Here is a 3,275-nt window from a genome sequence, read left to right on the forward strand (position 1 = left end):
TTATTTTCCAAATCCTGACCAAAATGGGCAATTTCCAAGGCACGCATCGCACGACGACGATTAAACTGGGGAATCTCAAGGTCTGCTTGCTCCACCAAATGGGCTAATTCCTCATCTGAATATGGCTCCAAACTAGCTCGATAAGCTAAAATCTCCTCATGAGGAGTCTCACCACCTAGGTGGTAGCCTTCAAGCAAGCTCTGGATATAAAGCCCAGTCCCACCAGCAATAATAGCTAGCTTGCCACGGCTTTGAATATCCTCAATAGCCTTCTTAGCTTCTGAAACAAAATCAAAAGCCGAGTAAGACTCGGTTACCTCTCTAACATCGATTAAATGATGAGGAACAGCTGCCTGCTCTTCTGGACTAGCCTTAGCCGTCCCTATATCCAGACCTCGATAGACTTGCTGGCTATCTCCACTAACCACTTCGCCATTAAAACGCTTTGCAACTTCGATGGCAAGGGCTGTTTTTCCAACTGCAGTCGGTCCAACAATCACAATTATTTTTGTTTTCATCTTTTTTCCTTGAAAAATTCCCATTTTTTCGTTACTATTATTATAACACAAAAAGGTCAGTCAGAAAAATGTGACCTCTTGAGGGGGCTGGCTGATTAAGAAGATAAAGGAGGAAGACTCATGGCTAAAGGATTCGCTAAAGGTCTTGTAACAGGTGTCGCAGGAACTGTCGCTGCAGTCGCAGGTGCAGTATACGCATTTAAAAAGAAAGTGATCGAACCAGAAGAGCAAAAAGCAGCTTTCATCGAAGAAAACCGTAAAAAAGCAGCTCGTCGCCGCGTATCACGTTAAGAAACAAAAGAAGTTGGGATTTATTTTCTCAACTTCTTTTTTCTATTCTTTTAAATAGCTAGGTCAAACTTCAACTGTGGCTTGACAGGGTCATAATCCACCAACTCAAAGTCCTCTGCTTTAATATCAAAAAAATTGGTCTTATCTGGCACATTCAAGACCAAACGTGGTTGGCAGTTTGATGGCTCACGACGGAGCAATTCCTGAGCTTGTTCAAATTGATTGTCATAGATATGGAGATTGTTGATGAAGTAGAAGAACTTCCCAACCTTCCAGCCGAAATGCTTGGCAATCATCATTTGAAGAGCCACGTACTGCATAGCATTGATGTGGTGGGCCACCAACATGTCATTCGAACGCTGGGTCAAGGTCGCATCCAGATAGATTTCTCCATCTACACGGCGGACATCAAACATGGTCTGAAAGGCGCATGGGAGTAGTCCTTCTGTTTCTTCGAAAGCTTGGTAATCCCAGAGCGAAATGATATTGCGACGGTTCCAAGGGTTGACTTCCAACTGCTTGAGAAGCTTATTGATAATGTCGTGTTTCTTAACAACAGCACCATAGCGCTCACCAATGGTTCCCGTATTTCCCACTTCCCAGTCATTCCAGTAGTGAACATTGTACTTGTCATTGAGAACTTCTAGGCTATTAGACTGGTCTTGGTAGATCCAGAGAACTTCTTTGATAGCTGATTTGATTGCAATGGGACGCAAGGTTGTAATGGGGAATTCCCCCTTGGCCAAGTCATACTCTGCAAAGGCACCCGTTACGTACTTAGAGTTGGCAACTGTCCCATCCTTGTACTTGGGACGTGCTTGCTCTGAGAAAACACCTTCCTTTAGAATGCGTTCAATATTCTCTTTAAAAATCGTATCTGATTTTGTCATTTACTCTCACCTCATTTATTTCCTAACTAGTATAGCATAAAAAAAGAAAGGAGGAAAATCACTCGCTTCTGGAAAGCAATTTTCTCCTTTTTCTATTTTATTGCAATACAAGTGATGCTGCTCCGATAACTCCAGCGTCATTTCCTAGAGTTGCAAGAGCTAGTTTAGTAGTTGTGCGTACTTGTGGGAAGGTATTTTCATCGTAGACTTTTTGAACACCTTGTAGAAGGAATTCTCCCGCAGCTGATACACCACCACCGATAACGATTGTTGATGGGTTTAGGATTGAGCCAATGTTAGCACAAGCGATTCCCAAGTAACGTGAGAAGTTACGGTAAACAATCAAAGCAAGATCGTCTCCTTCTTTTGCCAAATCAAAGACAGTCTTAGCGGTTACTTCTTCTCCATTATCAATCAAGCGTTTCAAGGCTGCATCGCCTTCGTATTCATCGGCATAGCGACGAGTCAAGTTGACAATCCCTGTTGCTGAAGCAACTGTCTCAAGGCAACCTTTCTTACCGCAAGTACATGCGATTGGTTGATCAAAGTCAACAGTGATATGACCAAGCTCACCTGCTGCACCAGCAACACCGTGAAGCAATTTTCCTTCTGCGACGATACCACCACCAACACCTGTACCAAGTGTCATAAAGACAACATCTGGTTGGTTATCACCAGCACCCATCCAACGTTCACCAAGAGCTGCTACGTTGGCATCATTATCGATGAAGAATGGAATGCCCAAGGCTTTTTCAATTTTTTCTTTAATTGGTTGAAGAGTTTTCCAGTTGAGGTTGTAGGCACCGATAACAGTTCCTTTTTCACGGTCAACCACACCTGGTGACCCCATTCCAATACCTTGGAAGTCTGCTGCTGCCAATCCAAGCAAGTCCAAGCGATGCTGAATAGACTCAATCATATCATCAACGATATGACTTCCCTCATCCAAAATGTTAGTCTTAATAGACCATTTTTCTTGGATTTCTCCTGCAGTTGTCAAGATTGCAAATTTGATAGAAGTTCCACCAAGGTCAATCCCAATAATCTTTTGACTCATCATATTCTCCTTTTTCATTATGAATTAACTGAAAATGCTTACAGTACTAGTATAACAAAATCTAATCGTTTATGCAAAGGTTTGCATTAACTTTCTGGATTTTATCCTGACTTATGGTTTCCAGAGACCTGAAGCATCTACATAGTAACGGCCTCCATCAACTCGCTCATTTTTAGCCATTTTACCATCTGATTTCAAATAGTAATTTCCTTGCCATGTACTATAAGCATAAGAACCATCTGATTTCAAATAATACCAAGCTTGATAGGAAGCATCATAAATCCATTCGCTCTGTGCCACTCTACCATCCGCTTTCAGATAATAGCTTCCCTGCCATGCATTTTTTACTGGATTTCCATTTCCATCAAAATAATACCATGCACCATCCTGCTTAACCCAGCCACTTGTTGTTGCTGAACTTGTATTGTTTTGAGCCGAAGTTGATTGCTTTGCTTTGAAAGCACCTTTTGGGGCATTTTTCAATTCACAAGCCACACCATCATGATCGCGGTCTAACTT

5 protein-coding genes are annotated in these 3,275 nt (G+C 42.1%); 1 reads left to right on the forward strand and 4 read right to left on the reverse strand.

Translation table 11 applies throughout. The features are described from left to right. The coding region (gene miaA / locus ACLNCN_RS04130; RefSeq protein WP_424844687.1) for a tRNA (adenosine(37)-N6)-dimethylallyltransferase MiaA at positions 1-518 on the reverse strand (518 nt) is incomplete at its 3' end. 120 nt (positions 519-638) lie between these two features. On the opposite strand from miaA, the gene ACLNCN_RS04135 reads away from it, so the two are divergent. Then, positions 639-809 (forward strand): DUF3042 family protein, encoded by a 171-nt coding sequence (locus tag ACLNCN_RS04135; protein ID WP_001051780.1) that lies wholly within the window; start codon positions 639-641, stop codon positions 807-809. A gap of 50 nt (positions 810-859) precedes the next feature. On the opposite strand, the gene ACLNCN_RS04140 is transcribed toward ACLNCN_RS04135, so the two are convergent. From ACLNCN_RS04140 to ACLNCN_RS04150, 3 genes are all read right to left on the reverse strand, one after another. Continuing rightward, on the reverse strand, positions 860-1,699 hold the full coding sequence (locus ACLNCN_RS04140; RefSeq protein ID WP_033686601.1) for a thymidylate synthase: 840 nt from the start codon (positions 1,697-1,699) through the stop codon (positions 860-862). 97 nt (positions 1,700-1,796) lie between these two features. After that, the gene (locus ACLNCN_RS04145) at positions 1,797-2,756 is read right to left on the reverse strand and encodes an ROK family glucokinase (protein ID WP_020902451.1); all 960 of its coding nucleotides are present in this window, start codon (positions 2,754-2,756) and stop codon (positions 1,797-1,799) included. Between the two features lie 111 nt (positions 2,757-2,867). Continuing rightward, positions 2,868-3,275 (reverse strand): N-acetylmuramoyl-L-alanine amidase family protein (locus ACLNCN_RS04150; RefSeq protein ID WP_424844688.1); only part of this gene is annotated, 408 nt, incomplete at its 5' end.

The organism is Streptococcus sp. CL8.13, from assembly GCF_049737895.1.

What these genes read in the sequence shown, in the direction of transcription:
- ACLNCN_RS04145 (WP_020902451.1), bottom strand. Translation starts at nt 2,756, where the DNA reads ATGAGTCAAAAGATTATTGGGATTGACCTTGGTGGAACTTCTATCAAA.
- ACLNCN_RS04135 (WP_001051780.1), top strand. Translation starts at nt 639, where the DNA reads ATGGCTAAAGGATTCGCTAAAGGTCTTGTAACAGGTGTCGCAGGAACT.
- ACLNCN_RS04140 (WP_033686601.1), bottom strand. Translation starts at nt 1,699, where the DNA reads ATGACAAAATCAGATACGATTTTTAAAGAGAATATTGAACGCATTCTA.